We start from the raw sequence: 15508 nt of genomic DNA, 5'->3' as shown, positions 1-15508 counted from the left end.
GCCCGAGCACCAGAGACATGATCAGCGCCGCAGGCGGTGTGGATTCGGAGGCGAAGGATGCCGGTCTTGAAGCTCTGCGGGCACAGCTGAAGTCGATGGAACCCCTGCAATGTCTGCAGTGGGCGCTGAATCGCTTCGGTTCCGGGTTTGCCATGACCACCAGCTTCGGCATCCAGTCATCAGTGCTGCTGCACATGCTCAGTCGTCTCTCCGGAGGAGAGGCAGTGCCGGTGATCTGGGTGGATACGGGCTATCTGCCTGCGGAGACCTATCGCTATGCCGAAACCCTCTGTGCACGTCTGGGCACCAGGCTTGTCGTAAGCCAGTCAGCCATGTCTCCGGCGCGCATGGAAGCCCTGCATGGAAGGCTCTGGGAGACCAACCGTGAGGAGGACCTGGATCTGTATCTGCGTCTTCGCAAGGTGGAGCCCCTGGAGGAAGCTCTGAATGGGTTGAAGGTCAGTTGCTGGGCCAGTGGGGTGCGGCGTGGCCAGACAGAGCTGCGCAAGACAATGACTGTGCTTGATCCCATCCGTGATCGCTTGTCTCTTCGTCCTCTGCTGGGTTGGACCAAACGAGATGTCTTCTATTACATGCAGGAGCATGATCTGCCGCAGCATCCACTCTTTGATCAGGGGTACTCCACCGTTGGCGACTGGCATTCCAGTGCTCCTGACAGTCTTGAATCCGAGGGGCGGGGCACTCGCTTCGGCGGGCAGCGTCAGGAGTGCGGAATCCACGTGCCCGGTGTGATGGGAGATGGCATCTGACCATGGGGCCTGAGCAGCGTTGTCTGCTGATCGGGAACAGTCGCTGGCACTGGGCTGAGCGATCGCGCAGCGGTTCATGGAGCTACAGCCATTCCCTGCCTGGTTTGTCAACACAGGCTGTCCGTGCCCCGATCAGCGCCTGGGCGGCTGTTGGTCCAGTGCCTGATTATTCCGCGCTAAGGCCGGAGAGGCGTCTTGGTCTCGATGCGATACCTCTCAGAGAGGTGCCGCCATGGCTTGGCATTGACAGGGCTCTGGCGGGATGGGGCGCCTGGATCAAGTCCGGACGGAACGACTCTCAGATGGTTGTTGATGCTGGCACTGTTCTCAGCCTCACGCGTGTGACCGGAGACGGAGGATTCAACGGTGGCTGGCTCGCAGCCGGACTGAGGCTGCAGTTGCGGGCGATGGTCGAAGGCACTCAGGCATTGACCGATCCTGATGTTGAGAAGGAGCTGCCTAGTGATGGAATGCCATTCCCAAAAGATCCTTGTGAGGCGATGCGCCGGGGAGTGTTCGAAAGTCTTGTGGGTCTGATCATCCAGGCTCAGGAACAGGACCCTTCTTCGCTTTGGCTCTGTGGCGGAGACGCCGCCCTCTTAAGGCCCGTTTTGCTGAAAAGGGGGCTGGAGGTGAACCACGCCCCTGATCTTGTGATGCAGTCACTTGTGAGGCTGGTCAGCCCAGACCCAGATCGCTCAAGACCTGATCAGCCATTGAATCGGCTTTGACCTTTTTGTAAATCAGTTCAAGTTTTCCTTCCGCATCCACCACGAAGGTGTGACGCATCATTCCCATGAATTCACGCCCCATGAATTTCTTCAGGCCGTAGCTCTCGTAGCTGCTGGCCACTGCACAGGGTTCTTCATCAGTCAGCAGGGTGAAGGGGAGTTCCTGCTTGGCGATGAAGCGGGTATGGGATGCGGCGTTGTCCTTGCTGATTCCCAGAACCCTGATGCCATGGCTCTTGAGTTCACTCCAGCGGTCGCGGAAGTTGCAGGCTTCCTTGGTGCAGCCAGGGGTGGCATCCTTCGGATAGAAATAGATCACAACCCTCTGTCCTCTCAGAGATGAAAGCGTCAGGGGCTTGCCGTTTTCATCAGGAAGCGTGAAATCTGGGGCGCGATCGCCGATCTGCAAAGTCATGGATTGCCGAACATTCGGCGGCAGCGTAACGGCGTTATGGATACGGCAGGTCAGCGCTGAGGCTTCCTGTGAGGAGCTAGCTGTGACCAGCAGGGAACAGGTATGGGCTGCAGAGATGTCTCCGTCTCGATCCAGCCAGTTTCTGGTCTCTCGAAGCTGGATGCGCAGCTGTCTTGCCATCAAGCATGGTGTTCAGCCTCTGCAGGTTCCGCTCGAGGCTCCACCCGGTGCACCGCCGCGGCTGCCACTCGGTTGGGGGTATCTGAGCCTCAGCCACTGTGCTGATGCCTGTCTGCTGGGATGGTCTCAGCAGCCCATCGGTGTTGACCTTGAGCGCTCCGACCGAGCCATTCCTTCAGCTCTCGCGTTGATTCATCGCTTCTACAGGGAGTCTGAGCAGATTGAGCTCAGGGCTCTGCAGGCCGAACAGCTGCGCCGACAGGTTTTGGATCGGTGGCTGCTGAAGGAGGCTGCGATCAAGTGGCAGCGAGGATCGCTGGCTCAGGATCTGCGTTTCTGGGAGGTGAGTTCCACCCTTGATTGCGCACGGCATCACGGCTTGAATCTCAAGGTCGCTGCGCAGCTGCGTTCGGTGAAGAAGTGGCGACTGGGAATTGTCGTTGGCGAGAAAAAGAATCTGCAGGATTCTCTGCTCTGCTTAGCGTGAAATTAGGCCGATCGGTTATTCCCTTGCCCGCGCATCGCCGGCAGATGATCCCACTTTGGTCAGTGCAGCTTTGCTGCTTGGTATGGGTCTAAGTGGTCTGACACATCACCAGTGTCGCAGTGTGGTGAATACGGGTTGGCTTGCAGGGGAGGCCGAACTAGATCAGCTTGAGGAGCAAGAGGCAACCCTGCATCAGCGCCGAGGTGCTCAGGACCTGCTGGCTGCATTCACTCGTGCCCAGCTCGCGCCTCATTACTAGGGGCAGTTCGCCTCGTCCCTGACTGATCTGGGGCTGGTTGCTGATCCCTCTCTTCAGGCCAGGGTAGAAAACACCGGGGGCGTCACCCGGCTCTGGTTGACACCCTTGCGTGGGGATGAGGCCTATCTATCCGAGGTTCGTTCCAATGGCGGCAATCTGTTGCGCATTCAATGTCGTGGTCCAGCTTTTGACTCCGACAAAACGATCAATTTTGGGTTCAAGGGCAATGATTGCCCGACGGGGTGGACATCACTGAGGCCTTGAAGATAGATAAGTTTCGCTCCGAGATTCATGCATCCATTGAGAACCATGAGACTTGCTTGAAGTGATCCTTCTCAGGCGGATTTGTCCTCATTTGCGCTTTTCAGGCGTTGATTTTGTTGGCAAGTCTTTTTCCTACGGATAGGATTAAAGAGACGTCTTTTCTCGCCGTCCGTGTTCACCCGTTTTGCAGCCGGCGCTCTCGCCGCCGCTTCCATTTCCACTCTGGCTGTCGCCGCTGAAGCTGGCACCAAGCGCCCTGTGCGCTGGGTGTCTGGTGGCGCTGTCTGGACCACCAAAGCCTCTGCTTTCGCCAAGTTCTTCAACGACGGCGAAATCACTGACCGTGCTCTTGAAGCAGGCATCAACAACTCCGGTTGGACTGCCGATGAAATTCAAGAAGGCATGACCAAGAGCTACGACGTAGATCTGGTTGGTGTTTCCCGCTTCCTGTATTCCGCCGATGGCGTTGCGTTCCTGGACGACCAGACACGCAGCTACTTCCCTTACTGGCAGAAGAAGAAGACCGCCGTGGTCGCGCTTCGCTCCGCCATCATCCTCGATGCTGCTGATGGAGAAATCTCCTCTGCAGGCATCATGCGTCAGCTCCCCGTCGACTTCCGTCTGAACGACAACGGAACCTCTGACGGTGCACAGAACGTCTGCAAGGACGGTCTTAGTGAGCCCCAGTCCACCTCCCTGCTGTCCTGGTACGTGTTCCTTCCCGCTTGCGTGCAGGCCAATCAGATCCTCCCCGCTGAGCCCGCACCTGCTGCTGCTCCTGTTCGCGGCCTCTGGTGATTGTTTGGAACCGTCACCGGTTCCATCAATGAATTCTTCGCTAGCCCCGGCAATGCCGGGGCTTTTTTATTGACGGGCGTTCAGGTCAGTTGGCCTTCGATTCGCCAGTGCCGAAGACTCTGGGGGAGATGTCGGCCACGTTGCCGCCGCAGTTCATGTCGCAGATCAGACACTGCGGTCTCACTGTCAGCACCGGTCGCTTCAAGAGCTTTGCGATACGGGCGGTCGTCACCGAGCCACCGCTCGATCAGGGCCGGTTCAACGGCCAGCTTCAGCGACTCCTGCCAGCTGCTCTGGTGAGTCACCCAGCCGCATCGGTCCAGATGGTCCAACAGCTTTCGATGCTGTGCCTTCTGACTCAGCCAGGTGGATTCCTGATCCGCCAGTTGCTGCAGTGATGCGCTCGCTCGACGTTTCTGCCCGTCGCTCATCATCAGCTCCAACAATCCTCCAGCCGGTCCGAGTTGGGGTTCACTCAGCAACAGCCTCAGCTGGGTGCCGCTGCTGGAGCGGGAGCTCACGCTCGACCAGAACCGCTCAAGATCAGAGTTGTTGAGATCCTCCTGGTTCAGTCGACCTCCCACCACTTCGAACCCATGGTTCGGGTTCAGTCGCTCCAGTTCATCGACATCGGTGATGACGGCTGGTTGATTGATGGGATCCAGCAGCTGCAGCTGGGCTTCAAGCCGCTTCTGTTCCTTTGAGGATGAGCAGAGAATTGTGAGGCCTCCCTCCGCCACGGCGCCAAGTGGATCAAGCGACCACAGCAGTGACCGACCGCCGAGGACAAGCACACGGTCCGTGCGCTGCCAGCTCATGTCTGACCAGAGTTTCTCTCGAAGCTCCTGCAGACGTTCACCATCCATCGAGAGTTGACGTTGCAGCCACCGCTCCAGCTCGGGTTGTTCCGGTCCGCTGCTCACCAGCAGCGGATGTTCGTCGACCGCCTCCGCGGATGCCGCCAGCTGCGCAGCTCGTCGTTCCAGCATCCGTTCGCGGCGTTCTCCCTCCCAGCCCTGTCGACTCGGTGACCAGAAAGCCTCGCCTTGCAGAGCAGTGGGCAGGTACTGCTGAGCCACCCAGTGTTCGCGAAAGGCATGGGGGTAGCGATAGCCCTTGCCGTCTCCGAAGGCATCACCATCGCGGTTGGCATCACGAAGGTGGGGCGGTACATCCTGACGCTGCGTTTCCCGAACATGACGCAGCGCTTCGAACATGCCGCTGGTGCTGTTGCTTTTGTCGGTGCATGCCAGATAGAGCGCTGCCTGGGCCAGTGGATACAGGCCTTCCGGCAGGCCGATGCGCTCAAAGGCCGCGGCGCAGGCTTCGACAACAACAACCGCCTGGGGATCGGCAAGACCCACGTCCTCGCCGGCTGAGATCAGCATGCGCCGGAAGATGAAGCGGGGATTTTCTCCTGCTTCGACCATCCGTGCCAGCCAGAACAGTGCGGCGTCGGCGTCGGAACCGCGCAGGGATTTGATGAATGCGCTGATCGTGTCGAAGTGCGCATCACCCTGCTTGTCGTAAAGCACAGCGCGTTGCTGGATGGATTCCTCTGCAATGCCGAGGTCGATTTCGATCACGCCCTCCTGATTTTCAGGGGTGCTCTCCACGGCGAGCTCGAGCGCATTGAGCAGGCTGCGTGCGTCACCTCCCGCCACGTCAACGAGATGGGCAGAGGCTTCATGGCTGATCTCAACATTGCGATCGCCGAAGCCACGTTCCCTGTCGTGGAGGGCCGTCTGCAGCAGGCGACTCAGGTCTTCCGGTGCGAGACTCTGCAGACGAAACAGCCTGGAGCGGCTGACCAGTGCCTTGTTGACTTCAAAAAAGGGGTTTTCGGTGGTGGCACCGATCAGGGTGAGTGTGCCGTTCTCCACCCAGGGCAGTAATGCATCCTGCTGAGCACTGTTGAAGCGATGCACCTCGTCGATGAACAGGATGGTGCGCAGCCCATGGCGATCCAGTCGTTGACTGGCATCGGCAACTTCGGAGCGCAGGTCCTTCACACCCGCCAACACGGCATTCAGAGAACTGAAATGGGCCTTGGTGTGATTGGCGATGATCCGCGCCAGAGTTGTCTTTCCGACGCCAGGCGGGCCATGCAGGATCAGATTGCCCACCCGATCGGCTGAGATGGCCCGTCGCAGCAGACGGCCCTCCGCCAGGATCGCTCCCTGACCGACGAATTCATCGAGGTTGCGGGGCCGCAGACGATCCGCCAGCGGTGCCTGGCGCCGCCGCACCGTCTCTCCGTGATGACTGAACAGATCCTGTTCCAGAGGTCCGCTCAAGGCATCGATTCCCGCTCCGACGATTCTTGCTCAGGTTGAGCCTTTGCACCCGTCTGCGCGGTCATAATGCGGCCGTCCGAGACTTGCCCGTGCGTTCGTTCCGTTCTGTCATTCCTCTGGCACTGGCGAGCGTCATGCTCAGTTCCTGCGGTGATGGAGGGCGGGCTCAGAGGCCCTTGCCTGAGGTGCAAAAGGCCCCTGTGGAGGAGGCCTCCTTCACTGACAATGTCGACACGGTGAGCACGTTGGAAGCTGGCGAACTCGTCCAGCTGGCGGCTCAGGCGAGCGGCCGCGTTCTGGAACTCAAGATCAGCCAGGGAGATCGGGTGACTCCAGGTCAGTTGCTCATGACTCTTGATCAAGCTCAGGAGCAGGCCAAACTTGCAGGGCTGAAAGCCAGAGAGCAGAAGGATCTGCTGGAGCTGAAACGCTATGAATTCCTGGTGCCTCTTGGTGCTGCGGAAGCCTCGGAGCGGGATCAGCGCCGCGCGATTTACATCGCTTCGAGAGAAGAGGTCAGAGCTCAAGAGGCCACGCTGGCCTACAGCAATCTGCAGTCACCGATCGCTGGAATCGTGGCGGACGTCTCCGTTCAGGTCGGGGATGTGGTCAGAAATGGCGACCCCTTCACCCAACTGATTCGCAACAACATCCTGGAGGCCAGGGTGGAGGTGCCGTCCACCTATGCAGATCGCATCAGGGTTGGTCTGCCGGTGTTGCTCAGTCTTCCGGGCCGCAACGAGGTGATGGCAAGGAGCTCGGTGATGTCGATTGATCCGGGCATCAACTCCGGAACCCAGGCACTTCTGGTGAGGGCTCAATTTCCCAATCCAGATGGAAAGCTGCGCAACGGCCAGAGGTTGCGGACCCGGGTTCAGCTCGACTCTCGCCAGCAGCCATCCGTTCCCTTTGCTGCCGTGACGCAGACCTCTGGCCAGAGTTTTGTGTTCCGTCTTGGCACTCTCAAGGAGCTAGAAGCTCAGCCTGGCAAGGCTGATCTGGTCAGGATCAAACGGGGGATTGACCGCGGTGTGATTCCTTCCGCGACTTTGTTCGCGCTGCAAACTCCTGTCAATCTCGGTGCTCTCCAGAACAACCGCTATCCCGTCACCAAAGGCTTGAAGCTGGGGCAGAACGTGATCACCAGCAATCTTCTGAGCCTGCGTCACGGTGTGCCGGTGCAGGTGAAGAACTGAGCGACTGAGTCATGTCCGCCTCCAATAATTTCATTACCAGACCCGTTCTCACAACGGTCTGCAGCATTCTGATCGTGATCGTTGGATTGATTGCGATTCCAATTCTTCCGATCGAAAACCTCCCGGACATCGCTCCTCCCACCGTCAAAGTGAGGGCCAACTACACCGGTGCCGATGCCGTCTCTGTTGAGGAGGGTGTCACCAGTGTTCTTGAGCAGCAGATCAACGGTGTCGAGAACATGGACTTCATCAAGTCCAACAGTTCCGCAGACGGGGTCAGCTCCATTGATGTGGCTTTCGCCAGCGGCACCAACGGTGACATCAATCAGGTCAATGTTCAGAACCGTGTGGCCTTGGCTGAACCGCAACTCCCTGAGGAGGTGCGTCAGGCCGGCGTGAGCGTCAACAAAGCGTCCAATTCGATTCTGCTCGTTTACAACTTTGGCAGCGCGGATCCTGACCAGATCACCTACAGCGCTGAGACGATCAGTGGATTGCTCGATCTGAACCTCACCGATGCCATCAAGCGGGTGAGCGGTGTCGGCGATCTCACCTACTTCGGCAATCGCAAACTGGCGTTTCGGCTGTGGCTTGACCCCGACAAGCTCACCAGTTTTGGCCTCACCTCCACCGATGTTGTCAACCAGCTGTCCAGCCAGAATCGTCTTGTCGCCGCCGGTCAGGTCGGTGGTGAGCCCTCTCTGAAGGGGCAGCAATTCACCTTCACCGTGCAGCTGCAGGGCCGCCTGCGCAGCGTTGAGGATTTCGAGCAGATGGTGGTGCGAACTGCTGAGGAGGGTGGTCTGGTGCGCCTCCGAGATGTGGGCAGCGTTCAACTGGGTGGTGAGTCCTACGCCGTCAGCGCTACCGACCTTCAGGGTGTTCCGTCTGTTGGTTTGGCTGTCTATCAGCTTTCTGGCAGTAACGCTCTTGAGGTATCGGACGGCGTGAAGCAGGTGTTGGCGGACTTTGAGTCGACCATGCCAGTGGGCATGAAGATGGAGAAGATCTACGACAACACCGACTTCATCAGCGCCTCCATCCAGGGCGTGGTGAATTCCCTGCGGGACGCGGTGGTGCTTGTGGTTCTGATTCTTTTCCTGTTTCTCCAGAACTGGAAGGCCACTCTTGTTCCAGGGATTGCGATCCCTGTGGCATTGATCGGTACTTTCGGTCTGGTGCTGGGCTTCGGTTTTTCCCTGAATCAGCTGACGCTGTTCGGTCTGGTGCTGGCCACGGGTCTCGTGGTCGACGATGCGATCACCGTGATCGAGGACACCTCGACCAAAAAAGCGGAAGGGATGACGGCCCTGGAGGCAGCGAAAGCCACCATGGACGAGCTGTTCTCAGCGGTTATCGCCACCTCGCTGGTGAAGTTTGCAGTGTTCCTGCCAGTTCTGTTTTTTCCTGGTGCGACGGGAACGATCTACAAACAGTTCGCGGCCACGGTGATCTTCTCGATCGCGATCTCCACCTTCAATGCGCTCACCTTTTCACCGATGTTGTCAGCTCTTTTGCTGGCGCGCGAATCGAAGGATCCCGGACGACGGAGCTATGCCATCGCCGGCACGGTGATCGGTTTTGTGTATGGATTGCTGGTGGTTGGTGCTGGAGCACCTCTGGTGCTGATTCCAATGGCTGTTGGTGCCTTGATTGGCCTGCTGCTGGGGCGCTTGATCGATCGACCGGTCGCACTGCCCTTCACCATCGGTGGAGCCATTACAGGCTTGATTCTCGTGGGAGTCAGCCGGGTCATCCCGGTGATCCTGTTTCCAGCTATAGGCCTGACTCTGGGTTGGTTCACCCCGGTCATTTTCGCCAAGTTCAACAGCGCTTATGCCGTGATGCAAAGTCGCTACGCCTCAGCTTTGGAGTGGGCTCTCGATCGTCGTCGCCTGGTGATGAGCATTCTCGGCATCGGCATCCTGCTCACGGCCGTTGCCTTCCGGTCCATTCCCGGTGGATTTGTGCCGATCGAAGATCAGGGTTATGCGATTGGCGTGGTGCAGGCGCCGGAGGGCGTCTCCACTCAGGTCACTGAAGCGATTAATCAGCAGGTGGCTGCCGTATTGCGCACGGAAAAGAACATCACTGCGGCGTCCGTGTTCAGCGGTGCAAGTCTGGATGGCAACAGTCCCAACAAGGGCTTGTTCTTCTTCGGCACCAGCAACTGGTCTGAGCGAAAGCAACGGGATCAGACCGTGGGGGCGATCGTGGAGAGGCTCAATCAGAAGCTGGCCCGTTCTGTGGATGGTGCCAGGGTGTTTGTCGTTGAACCTCCGTCCATCCCTGGCTATGGCACTGGCGGTGGATTCGAGTTTCAGCTTCTCGATCAGAGTGGTGGGGCGTACAGCCTGGCTGATTTTTATGGCACGGCAGGGCGACTGATCCAGGCGGGTAACGCAGACCCTGATCTCAACCGTGTTTACACACTTTTCGCTCCTGAATCACCACAGATCGAGATTCAGGTGGATCGCGATCGTATGGCTGCGGTTGACGTTGACTTCGGCGCTGCCATGAAGACCTTCAGCATCAACTTCGGCGGTCTCTATGTGAATGACACCTTTCAGGAAGGCAAGGTGCGTCGGGTCTATGTTCAGGCTGATGCTGAAAGCCGTGCGACCCCGGAGCGCCTTTCAGCCCTGTACGTCAAAAGCTCCAATGGTGATCTGATTTCGCTCGCGGAGTTCTTCAGTGTGCGTGAAACGCTCGGCCCCACTGTGGTGCCTCACTTCAATCTCTATCGAGCCATCAAGATCGAGGGTACGCCTGCGGCCGGAAAGAGCTCTGGTCAGGCGATCACAGCGATGAAGGGGATCTTTGAGATCATCAACCCGCAGGGCCTCAGTTTCGACTGGACTGGAATCTCCCGAGAGGAAGTGAAGGCCGGTGCCCTGGCGGTGGTGATCTTTGCCCTCGGCATCCTGGCGGTGTACCTGGTGCTGTCGGCGCAATACGAAAGCTATTCCGATCCGCTGATCATTCTGATGACAGTACCGACAGCCATGCTGGGCGCACTCGCTTTCCTTGCCTTGCGAGGTGAGGTGCTCAATGTCTATGCCCAGGTGGGTCTGGTGATGTTGATCGGCCTGGCTGCTGGCAATGGAATCCTGATTGTGGATATGGCCAATCAGCGGATGCAGCTTGGTGCCAGTGCACTGGAGGCCGCGCGTTTTGCGGCTGGTTCCCGCCTCAGGCCGATCCTGATGACGGCGATTTCCTCGCTGTTCGGTTTCATGCCGCTCGTCTTCGCCAGTGGTGCCGGTGCTCGCAGTCAGACGTCGCTCGGAGCTGTTGTATTTGGTGGTCTTTTGATTGCCACCGTTCTGTCGCTCTTCGTTGTGCCGGTGTTTTATGTCGTTCTCAAGTCTTTGCTTGGGCCCACGGAGGGTGTGGGATTGAGCAGCTCATGAGACCTGATCCGAAGCCTCAATCCTGCAACGCTGGACCTTCTGGATTCAATGGTTTCAAGGTGCTCTGGGCTGCCTTCATCGGTGCAGGCATCGGCGTCATCCTCACGATTTTTCTCGGCACATTCATTCGCAACACTCCTGCCGAGATCCCTCGCACCAGGTTGCTGTATCTCCGAGGCGTCGTGATCGCCTCCGCCATGCTGTTTGGTTCATCGATCGAGAGCATGCGTCAGCTCCAGGAGAGTGCGCCTGAGGAGGAGTACCGCTCCTCAAAGACAACGGGGCGGGAGCAGCGGCGTCGCTGATGATCAGGTGATCACGGAGGGGCTCTCCATGCCAGTGCGCTGCTGAATCTCCGCCAGCGAGTTGATGCTGCTGATCATGTCTGCCAAGGCGATCTGGGGATCTTGATGGAGATCACCACTGCTGGGCACGTAGCTCTCGAGATAGACCCGGATGGTGGCCCCCTTGGTGCCGGTCCCAGAGAGGCGCACCACAACGCGGCTGCCATCCTCCAAAAGGATGCGCAGGCCTTGGCCCTGGGTTATCGACTGGTCCACAGGGTCGGTGTAACTGAAATTGTCGGACCCAGTGATTTTGCGACCGGCGAATGATTGGCCGACCAGACCGGGTAGGAGGCCTTCGAGACGGTCATACAAACCGTGGGCGGCGTCACTGGGCACTGCTTCGTAGTCATGGCGTGAGTAGTAGTGCCGCCCAAAGCGCTCCCAGTGGCTATTCATGATGTCCGCCACGCTGCAACGGCGCACTGCGAGGATCTGCAACCAGAAGAGCACAGCCCAGAGTCCGTCTTTTTCACGCACGTGGTTGCTGCCGGTGCCGAAACTTTCCTCACCACAAAGGGTGATCCGGCCAGCATCCAGAAGGTTTCCGAAGAATTTCCATCCGGTTGGTGTCTCGAAGCAGTCGATTCCCAGTTCCTTCGCCACCACATCAACGGCGGAGCTGGTCGGCATGGAGCGAGCAACGCCTGCCAGGCCTGAGCCATAGGCGGGAGCCAGCTCGGCATTGGCGGTCAGTACGGCGAGACTGTCGCTGGGATTCACGAAACAGCGGTGGCCGAGAATCATGTTGCGGTCGCCGTCACCGTCGCAGGCGGCACCAAAGCGGTAGTCGTTCCCCCTGAGCAGCAGTGTGGCCAGATCATGGGCATATGTGAGATTGGGATCCGGATGCCCGCCGCCGAAATCCTCGAGGGGCATGCCGTTGCGAATGCTGTTGGAGGGCGCCCCCAGCAGATCCACGAAAACACGCCGGGCATAAGGACCTGTAACGGCGTGCATCGCGTCGAATGCCAGCGGGAAATCGCCGCGCAGCAATGTGCTGATTCGATCGAAATCGAACAGTTGCTGCATCAGTTCCACAAAGTCATCGACACCGTCGATGATCTCGACCTGCATGGCACCAATGCTGTGGACACCTGGAGTGTCGAGACTCAGCGCCGGAGCCTCGACAATGGCGTATTGCTCCAGCGACTTGGTGCATTCGAACACCGCATCGGTGAAGGATCCCGGAGTGGGGCCGCCATTGGCTCCATTCACCTTCACTCCAAAGTCGCCATCGGGGCCGCCGGGGTTGTGACTGGCGGAGAGAATGATTCCACCGATGGCCTTTCGTTTGCGGATCAGGTTGGACGCCGCAGGGGTGGAGAGAATTCCACCTGTCGTGATGATCACCTTGCTCAGGCCATGGGCTGCACCCATGCGCAGGATCACATTGATGGCGCGCAGATTGCCGTAGCGGCCGTCGCCACCAAGCACCAATGTGCCTCCCTGAACTCCAGGCAGGGTCAGCAACACAGCCTCAACGAAACTCTCCAGATAATTCGGTTGTTCGAATTGTCGGCTGCTCTTGCGCAATCCGGAGGTGCCCGGCTTCTGGTCGGTGAAGGGGGCTTCGAGCCGTACGAAAATATTTGCTGAGTCGGCCGAGGCGGAGGCAGTCATCCCTCACGGGAGCGGGTAAGACGAACCTAAACATGCAGAGTCCGCTGATGGCTGCCGGCACGACCACTTCTCGCAGTTACCTTTCGCAGTCCACAGAGCTCAACTCAGCTTTGAGAAAGAGGTGAAACGCAGCTGACTCTGCTGTTGCCCGATCAATGCTTTGACTTGGAATGGGCCTTAGACCCTGCGGATCGTCAGGTCTCGGTTGGTGCAGCGGGTCCCTGAGGTTTCTCAGGTTCAGAACAGACCAGCGTCAGTCGCCGGGCAGGGCGATCAATGCTGTCGCGGCGCTGAAAGCTGTTGCTGCTGGCCACCCGGGCAGTCTGAACCACTTCCCAGACGGTGTCTTTGCATGCAGCCGAAAGTCTGGGATGGTCCATAAGGGGATCGGCAAGGCTGCGTGTCTTGTCACAGCTGTCAGCATCGTTGCCACGTGAGCAGCTGTACGCCAGAAGCTGAAGGGCGCGCAGCTCTTCCCTGGTCGGAAAGGGCACCTGCTTGATCTGGGCTTCAACCGTTGCAGGCAGCATCAAGGCGAACCCCAAAAGGAACGATGGAAGTCTCACGGGGTGGGTTTTACACGTGGCGGCATTCTGACTTGGGATCGGTCTTGCAGACGATGTCTGAAATGCTGAGTCTGTTTTGAGCAGACTTCTCCCAGTGATTGATTGCAGCATCACCTCAATTGTGTTCAAGGTTTCACTGCTGAACGGTTTAAACGGCTGAAATCAGCAGATTGTGCACTCTTTCAGAAAGTTTCCATCGTGCGGCCTCTGCGGGCAACTGATCAATCACTTCCTGGCAGTACCCATTGAGGAGTAAAGCTGTCGCTTCCATCTCGGTGATTCCGCGGCTGCGCAGATAAAAGAGTTCGTCTTCCTGCAGCTGGCTGACGGTGGCCCCGTGAGCACATTTGACATCATCGGCAATGATTTCCAGCTCTGGTTTTGTGTCAACGCGAGCTCGACTCGAGAGCATGAGATTGCGACTCAGCTGTGCTGCATTGGTTTGTTGTGCTTCCTTGGGCACCTGTATTGAGCCATTGAAAATCGTGTGCGATTTCCCTGAAACCAGGCTTTTCTGCAGTTGATCAAGTTCACCTTCGGGGCCGTCAAACCGCATCGCGGAGTGCACTCCGATCTGCTGCTCATCGGTTGCGACAGCCAATCCCTTCAAAGATGTGAATGCCTGGCCTCTCAGTTGCACAATTCTGGGTTCAATTCGAGCAAACATCGAACCCTGAACAAACGAGGAGAAGGCGTAGTTACTTCTTGGTTCCTGCTGCGTTGCCAGTGTTGTCAGGAGTGAACCTTCGCCATCTCCAATCGAGAGCAATCCATGGTGAAGATGTGACTCCTCTCCGAGCTGGATTTCGCAGAGATGACTGTGCGCCACACCATTTGCTGATCTGAAAACCTGGAGCAGGTCGAGTTCGGCATTTGGATCAAGAATCAGCAGCAACCGCGTCGCCAGCAAGCCGGAACCACTGGCATCAATCACGAGTTCCAGAGGAGGAACCTTGCCGCTGATCTGCAGCGCCAGGATCTGTTGGCTGGAGGACTTGTTGAGTTCAACCGGCCAGTCTGCTGAGCATCCGCAGTGATCGGTTACGCGACCGAGAAGGCTCTCCAGCTCCTCATTGTTCAAGGCTTTGATGCCGTTGGGGAGTGTCACTGCCTCCAACGGATTCTGATCAGCCCCAAGCAGCAATCGAAGTCCTCTCTTAGGTGGTTCGGGCAGATCATCCCGAGCATCCGCGGGAATGAGAGGCAATGCATGCATCGCCCCGAGTCGTTTGAGATCAGTGAGCCTCCAGGCTTCCTGTCTGTGGGTGGGCAGTCCCAGGCGCTGGAGGGCTTCGCGTCCTCTCTGCTGCACCGGTGCCAGCACACTGCTCACCATGATCAGGCCACTCCCTCGGCGGCGAGCTGCTTATCAACCCAGTCGTAGCCGGTTTTCTCCAGCTCGACCGCCAGATCACGCCCGCCGGTGCGCAGGATGCGTCCTGCAGCCATCACGTGCACGTAATCCGGAGTGATCTCATCAAGCAGTCGCTGGTAGTGCGTGATCAGGATCGTGGCGTTCTGCGGACCGGAGAGCTGATTGACGCCGCCGGCCACGATGCGCAAGGCATCGATGTCCAGACCGGAATCGGTTTCATCGAGGATGGCCACCACCGGCTCCAGCAATGCCATCTGCAGAATTTCATTGCGCTTCTTCTCACCACCGGAGAAGCCCTGGTTGACGCTGCGCTCGAGGAAGGCCGGATCCATCTGCACCACCTTGAGCTTCTCGCGAACGTGGTCTTCGAAATCAAAGGTGTCGAGCTCCTCCTGGCCCTGCTTCTCACGCCGCGCATTGGTGGAGACGCGCAGAAACTCCAGATTGCTGACACCGGGGATCTCGACCGGGTACTGGAAGCTGAGGAACACACCGAGACGTGCACGCTCCTCGGCTTCCAGTTCGAACAGGTCTTCGCCGCGATAACAAACGCTGCCGCCGGTGACCTCATAGGCGGGATGTCCGGCAAGAACCTTCGAGAGGGTGCTCTTGCCGCTGCCGTTGCGGCCCATGATCGCGTGAATTTCACCGGCTCTGATCTGGAGATTGACGCCTTTGAGGATGGGCTGATCCTCAACAGAGGCATGCAGATCTTTGATGTCGAGAAGCAGTTCTGAATCGGGATTGATCATGAATAAAAATGCTAAAACCGGTGATTGTTTGTTGCGTG

The 15508-nt window shown here is 58.2% G+C and carries 14 protein-coding genes; 8 read left to right on the top strand and 6 right to left on the bottom strand.

Annotated elements, in window-relative coordinates; all coding sequences use genetic code 11:
- Positions 1-17: 17 nt before the first annotated feature.
- Together SIB56_RS09650 and SIB56_RS09645 are read left to right on the top strand one after the other, a co-directional pair.
- Positions 18-770: a phosphoadenylyl-sulfate reductase gene (locus tag SIB56_RS09650; protein WP_413327290.1), complete on the top strand. Its 753-nt coding sequence runs from the start codon at positions 18-20 to the stop codon at positions 768-770.
- 2 nt (positions 771-772) lie between these two features.
- A complete protein-coding gene (locus SIB56_RS09645; protein WP_413323732.1) occupies positions 773-1501 on the top strand; it encodes a type III pantothenate kinase in 729 nt (242 codons plus the stop codon).
- Here SIB56_RS09645 and bcp read toward each other — a convergent pair.
- Positions 1449-1916 (bottom strand): thioredoxin-dependent thiol peroxidase, encoded by a 468-nt coding sequence (gene bcp, locus SIB56_RS09640; RefSeq protein WP_413327288.1) that lies wholly within the window; start codon positions 1914-1916, stop codon positions 1449-1451. The genes SIB56_RS09645 and bcp overlap by 53 nt on opposite strands.
- A gap of 160 nt (positions 1917-2076) precedes the next feature.
- On the opposite strand from bcp, the gene SIB56_RS09635 reads away from it, so the two are divergent.
- From SIB56_RS09635 to SIB56_RS09625, 3 genes are all read left to right on the top strand, one after another.
- Complete coding sequence (locus SIB56_RS09635) at positions 2077-2583, top strand: 4'-phosphopantetheinyl transferase family protein (RefSeq protein ID WP_413323731.1); 507 nt, start codon at positions 2077-2079, stop codon at positions 2581-2583.
- A 55-nt stretch (positions 2584-2638) separates the two neighbouring features.
- The gene (locus SIB56_RS09630) at positions 2639-2842 is read left to right on the top strand and encodes a hypothetical protein (protein WP_413323730.1); all 204 of its coding nucleotides are present in this window, start codon (positions 2639-2641) and stop codon (positions 2840-2842) included.
- A gap of 435 nt (positions 2843-3277) precedes the next feature.
- The gene (locus SIB56_RS09625) at positions 3278-3904 is read left to right on the top strand and encodes an alpha/beta hydrolase (RefSeq protein WP_413323729.1); all 627 of its coding nucleotides are present in this window, start codon (positions 3278-3280) and stop codon (positions 3902-3904) included.
- 80 nt (positions 3905-3984) lie between these two features.
- On the opposite strand, the gene SIB56_RS09620 is transcribed toward SIB56_RS09625, so the two are convergent.
- Complete coding sequence (locus SIB56_RS09620; protein WP_413327286.1) at positions 3985-6189, bottom strand: AAA family ATPase; 2205 nt, start codon at positions 6187-6189, stop codon at positions 3985-3987.
- A gap of 101 nt (positions 6190-6290) precedes the next feature.
- Between SIB56_RS09620 and SIB56_RS09615 the strand changes: the two genes are divergently transcribed.
- The 3 genes from SIB56_RS09615 to SIB56_RS09605 are packed head-to-tail and all read left to right on the top strand — an operon-like array spanning position 6291 to position 11115.
- Positions 6291-7397: an efflux RND transporter periplasmic adaptor subunit gene (locus tag SIB56_RS09615; RefSeq protein ID WP_413323728.1), complete on the top strand. Its 1107-nt coding sequence runs from the start codon at positions 6291-6293 to the stop codon at positions 7395-7397.
- A gap of 11 nt (positions 7398-7408) precedes the next feature.
- Positions 7409-10810 carry an efflux RND transporter permease subunit gene (locus SIB56_RS09610; RefSeq protein ID WP_413323727.1) on the top strand — a complete coding sequence of 1134 codons (3402 nt, stop codon included), beginning with the start codon at positions 7409-7411 and terminating at the stop codon, positions 10808-10810.
- Positions 10807-11115 (top strand): hypothetical protein, encoded by a 309-nt coding sequence (locus SIB56_RS09605; RefSeq protein ID WP_413323726.1) that lies wholly within the window; start codon positions 10807-10809, stop codon positions 11113-11115. Before SIB56_RS09610 ends, SIB56_RS09605 begins: the two co-directional genes overlap by 4 nt.
- 3 nt (positions 11116-11118) lie before the next feature.
- On the opposite strand, the gene SIB56_RS09600 is transcribed toward SIB56_RS09605, so the two are convergent.
- From SIB56_RS09600 to sufC, 4 genes are all read right to left on the bottom strand, one after another.
- On the bottom strand, positions 11119-12777 hold the full coding sequence (locus tag SIB56_RS09600; protein WP_413323725.1) for an alpha-D-glucose phosphate-specific phosphoglucomutase: 1659 nt from the start codon (positions 12775-12777) through the stop codon (positions 11119-11121).
- 194 nt (positions 12778-12971) lie between these two features.
- Positions 12972-13307: a hypothetical protein gene (locus SIB56_RS09595; RefSeq protein ID WP_413323724.1), complete on the bottom strand. Its 336-nt coding sequence runs from the start codon at positions 13305-13307 to the stop codon at positions 12972-12974.
- A gap of 184 nt (positions 13308-13491) precedes the next feature.
- On the bottom strand, positions 13492-14679 hold the full coding sequence (gene sufD, locus SIB56_RS09590; RefSeq protein ID WP_413323723.1) for a Fe-S cluster assembly protein SufD: 1188 nt from the start codon (positions 14677-14679) through the stop codon (positions 13492-13494).
- A gap of 2 nt (positions 14680-14681) precedes the next feature.
- The gene (gene sufC / locus SIB56_RS09585) at positions 14682-15470 is read right to left on the bottom strand and encodes a Fe-S cluster assembly ATPase SufC (protein ID WP_413323722.1); all 789 of its coding nucleotides are present in this window, start codon (positions 15468-15470) and stop codon (positions 14682-14684) included.
- Positions 15471-15508 lie beyond the last annotated feature (38 nt).

Origin of the sequence: Synechococcus sp. MIT S9503 (genome assembly GCF_047304175.1) — a bacterium.
Lineage (GTDB): Bacteria > Cyanobacteriota > Cyanobacteriia > PCC-6307 > Cyanobiaceae > Synechococcus_C.
Note: the sequence above shows the minus strand (reverse complement) of the source record. Positions and strands in the feature narration are given on the sequence as shown.